This window comes from Actinoalloteichus spitiensis RMV-1378 (genome assembly GCF_000239155.1).
GTDB lineage: Bacteria > Actinomycetota > Actinomycetes > Mycobacteriales > Pseudonocardiaceae > Actinoalloteichus_B > Actinoalloteichus_B spitiensis.
The window spans coordinates 1-4,884 of sequence record NZ_AGVX02000294.1; the positions used below are offsets into that span (position 1 = coordinate 1).

Here is a 4,884-nt window from a genome sequence, read left to right on the forward strand (position 1 = left end):
GCGCCCGGCTGATGGACGCCCTGCCCGACGGCGGCGCGATGGTGGCCGTGGCCGCCGAACGCCGGACGGTCGAGGAGCTCCTGGTGCCCGGCGCCGGTGTCGGCGCCGTCAACGGCCCCACCTCGGTGGTCGTCTCCGGTGAGTCCGCCGCGGTCGCCCGGGTCGCCGAGGCCGCCCAGGCCAGGGGACTGCGGACCACGGCGCTGCGGGTCTCCCACGCCTTCCACTCCGCCCTGGTGGAACCGGTGCTCGCCGACTTCGCCCGGGTGTTGCGGGACGTGCGCTTCGCCGCCCCGGCCCTGCCGGGGCTGTCCAACGTCACCGGTGGCGCGGCGGACCGCTGGACCGACCCCGACTACTGGGTCGACCACGTGCGGGCCACCGTCCTGTTCGCCGACAACCTCGCCGCGCTCGACGCGTCGGGAGTGGACGCGGTGCTGGAACTGGGCGCCGACGCCACCCTCACCGGACTGGCCGGGACGGTGCTCGCCGAACCGGGCCGCGCCGTGGCCGCGCTGCGCCGGGACCGCCCCGAGACGGCGTCGCTGCTCGCGGCGGTCGGCGAACTGTACTGCGCCGGTGTTCCGGTGGAATGGGACGACCTGTTCGGCGCCGGCGACTGGGTCGACCTGCCCACCTACCCGTTCGACCGGGAACGGTTCTGGCTCACCGGGGCCACCCACCCCGCCGTCGCCCCCGGACTCGGCATCACCGGCACCCGCCACCCGCTGCTCGCCGCCGCCGTGGAGGTACCCGGGACCGGCGCGGTGGTCCTCACCGGTGCCCTGTCCACCGCCAGCCAGCCGTGGCTGGCCGACCACCGCGTCCTGGGCCAGGTCGTCGTCCCCGGAGCCGCCATCGTGGAGATGGCCGTCCGCGCCGGCGACGAGGTGGGCCGGGGCACCGTCGACGAACTGGTCACCACCACCCCCCTCGTGCTCTCCGACCACGAACCCACCCGGCTGCGCCTCGTCGTGGACCAGGAGGACGACCAGGGGCAGCGGCCGTTCACCCTGCACGCCCGCCCCGAATCCGAGGGGGAGTGGCGGGTCCACGCCACCGGCACCCTCTCGGCGGGGCCGGTCGACGCGCCGGCCGGGGACCTCGACCTCGCCCGCCGGGCCCCCGTCTCGGCGGGAACCGACGGCGTGTACGAGACCTTCGCCGCCGCCGGCCTGGACTACGGCCCCGCCTTCCGGGGGCTGCGCGCCACTCGCGGGCACGGCGACCACGCCCTGGCCTCGGTGGAGCTTCCCGAACCGGAACACGCCCCGGCCACCGCCTTCGGTGTGCACCCGGCCCTGCTCGACGCCGTCCTGCACGCCGTCGGCGCCGCCCAGCTGCTCCCGGCCGGCGACGGCGGCCCGCTGCTGCCCTACTCCTGGCGCGGGGTGACCCTGCACGCCGCCGGGGCGACCGCCGTCCGGGTGCGCCTCTCCCGGCTCGCCGACAACACCGTCGCCCTGCGCGCCGTCGACGCCGAGGGCGCCCCCGTGCTCACCGTCGACCGGTTGATGCTCCGCGCCGCCTCCCCCGACGGGGTGCGCGCCGCCGCCGCCACCGGCGGCGGCCTGTACGAGCTGGGGTGGCGACCGGTGGAACGTCCCACCGCCGGCACCACCGGCTGGTCGTGGGACCGCGTCACCGGCACCGACACCCTCCCCGACCTCGACACCGCACCCGACGTCCTGTTCTGGGAGGCGGCCAGCGGCACCGGCCCGGTCGCCGCCCTCGACCTCGTCCAGGCGTTCCTCGCCGCCGACCGCTTCACCCGCACCAGGCTGGTCGTCCTCACCCGCGACGCCGTCACCGTCGACCCGGACGAGGGCCTGGCGGAGGCACCGGTGGACCCGGCCGCCGCCGGGATGTGGGGGCTGCTGCGGTCGGCGCAGTCGGAGAACCCGGGGCGGATCCTGCTCGTCGACACCGACCGACCCGTGTCGGTGAACGCCCCCGAGGTCCGGGGCGCGGTCGCCGCCGGCGAACCCCAGCTGGCGCTGCGGTCCGGTCGGCTCTGGGCACCGAGGCTGCGGGCCGTCGACGGCGGACCCCGGACGCTGTCCCTGCCGGGCACGCCGTGGACGATCGGCACCGACCCCGGCGGCTCCCTCGACGGGGTGCGGGTCGACACCGCCCCCCGCGAGACGCTGGGCCTCGGCGAGATCCGGGTGTCGGTGCGGGCCTCCGGGGTGAACTTCCGCGACGTCATGACCGTGCTCGGCATGTACCCGGGCGAGCCGTTGCCGTTGGGGTTGGAGGCCGCCGGAGTGGTCACCGAGGTCGGGCGCGGGGTGTCCGGGTTCGCCGTCGGTGACCGGGTGATGGGCCTGTGCGAGGGCGGGTTCGCCTCGGAGGTGGTGGTCGACCACCGGATGTGGTCGCGGTTCCCGGGGACGTGGTCGTTCGCGGAGGCGGCGACGGTGCCGGTGACGTTCCTGACCGCCTGGTACGGGTTGCGTGACCTGGGCCGGTTGGTCGAGGGCGAGTCGGTGTTGGTGCACTCCGCCGCCGGTGGGGTGGGGATGGCGGCGGTGCAGTTGGCCCGGGAGTGGGGTGCGGTGGTGTACGGCACCTGCGGGCCGGTCAAACGGGGGTTCGTGGAGGCGTTGGGGGTGGCTCCGGAGCGGGTGGCGTCCTCGCGGGACACCGGGTTCGCGGAGCGGTTCGGGCGGGTGGACGTGGTGTTGAACTCGTTGGCGGGGGAGTTCATCGACGCGTCCCGGGGGTTGTTGGACGCGGGGGGTCGGTTCGTGGAGATGGGCAAGACCGATCTGCGGGACCCGGCGGAGTTCCCCGGGGTGGAGTACCGGTCGTTCGACCTGTTGGAGGCGGGTCCGGTGCGGATCCAGGAGATGTTCGCCGAACTCCTCCCCCTCTTCGACCAGGGCCGGGTCCACCCGCTGCCCGTCTCCTGCTGGGACGTCCGCCAGGCCGGGGACGCGCTGCGGTTCATGAGCCAGGCCCGGCACGTCGGCAAGGTCGTCCTCACCGTGCCCCGCCCCGCCGACCCCGAGGGCACCGTCCTCGTCACCGGCGGCACCGGCGGCGTCGGACGGGCCGTGGCCGAACGCCTCGTCACCCACCACGGCGTCCGCCACCTGCTGCTCACCGGCCGCCGGGGCCCCGACGCCCCCGGCGCCGCCGACCTCGTCGCCCACCTGGCCGAACTGGGCGCCACCGCCACCGTCGTCGCCTGCGACGTCGCCGACCCCGACCAGACCGGGGACTTGCTGAGCACCATCGACACCGCGCACCCCCTCACCGGGGTCGTCCACGTCGCCGGCGTCGTCGACGACGGGCTGCTCGGCACCCTCACCCCCGACCGGGTCGACGCGGTCCTCGCGCCCAAGGCCGACGCGGCCCACCACCTCGACCGGCTCACCGCCGGCCTCGACCTGTCGTTCTTCACCCTGTTCTCCTCGGCCGCCGGCCTGATGGGAGCGCCGGGCCAGGCCAACTACGCCGCCGCCAACGCCGCCGTGGAGGCGGTGGCCCTCCGCCGGGCGGCCACCGGTCGCCCAGCCCGGGCGCTGGCCTGGGGGCTGTGGGAAGGCATCGGCATGGGCGCGGAACTGTCCGAACAGGACGTGACCCGCATCTCCCGGGGCGGTGTCACCCCGCTCCGCCCGGAGCGGGCCCTGCCGCTGTTCGACACCGCCCAGCGCTCGACCAGCCCCGTGGTGGTGCCCATCCTCGTCGACACCGCCCGGCTGGAAGCCACCGCCGGCACCGCGCCACCAATGCTGCACGGGCTCGTGCGGCGCACCGTGCGGCGCCAGGCCAGCGCCGCCACCACCGGGCTGGACACCGCCTGGACCGAGGAACTACCGGGCCTGTCCAGCATGGAACGGCAGCGGGTGGTCCTCGACGTCGTCACCACCCAGCTCGCCGTCGTCCTCGGCCACGCCGACAACCGGCGCATCCGCCCGCAACAGCCGTTCACCGAACTCGGCCTCGACTCCCTCACCGGCGTCGAACTGCGCAACCGGCTCGCCGCCGCCACCGGGCTGCGGCTGCCCGCGACCCTGGTGTTCGACCACCCCAGCCCGCAGGCCGTCGCCAGTGCCCTGCTCACCGAACTCGTCGGCGACGCCGGCACCGACGCCTCGCCCGCCGACCGGGCGGCCCCGCTGCGCGAGCGGATCCACCGGTTGGAGGAACTCCTCGCCTCCGCCGACCCCACCGACGAGGCCTACTCGGGAGTGGAACCGGCCCTGCGGCGGCTGCTGTCCACCTGGTCAACCCGGTCCGGCGCCACCCACGGCGCCCCCGGCGGCCCGGCCGGCGGCCACGACGACGTGACCGACGCGTCCGCGGAGGACATGTTCGCGCTGCTCGACAGCGAGCTGGGCACCGCCTGAGCCGCCCGTCCCCCGCCAAGGAGAACCCCGTGGCCAGCGAAGAGAAGTACCTGGACTACCTCAAGCGCGCGACCGTGGACCTGCGTCACGCGCGCCGCCAGCTGGCGGACCTGGAGGACCGGGCCCACGAGCCGATCGCCATCGTCGGCATGGCCTGCCGGTTCCCCGGCGGGGCCGACACCCCCGAGGCGCTGTGGCGGCTGCTCGGCGACGGGCCCGACCCGGTCGGCCCGTTCCCCACCGACCGGGGTTGGCGGCTGGACGACCTGTTCGACGACGACCCCACCAACCCGCGCACCACCTACGCCCGGCACGGGAGCTTCCTGCGCGACGCCGGCTGGTTCGACCCCGACCCGTTCGACATCGGCGAACGGGAGGCGCTGGCGATGGACCCGCAACAACGGGTCCTGCTGGAACTGGCCTGGGAGAGCGCCGAACGCGCCGGCGTCGACCCGACCTCCCTCCGGGGCAGCGACACCGGCGTCTACCTGGGCGTCGTCGCCCAGGAGTACGGCAGGGGGGG

The 4,884-nt window shown here is 75.7% G+C and carries 2 protein-coding genes; both read left to right on the forward strand.

The window, feature by feature from the left end:
- Nucleotides 1–4,361, forward strand: a 4,361-nt coding sequence (locus ACTIDRAF_RS28770) for an SDR family NAD(P)-dependent oxidoreductase (RefSeq protein WP_016699285.1), incomplete at its 5' end; no start/stop codon positions are given.
- 29 nt (nucleotides 4,362–4,390) lie between these two features.
- Nucleotides 4,391–4,884 (forward strand): beta-ketoacyl synthase N-terminal-like domain-containing protein (locus ACTIDRAF_RS0213595; protein WP_016699286.1); only part of this gene is annotated, 494 nt, incomplete at its 3' end.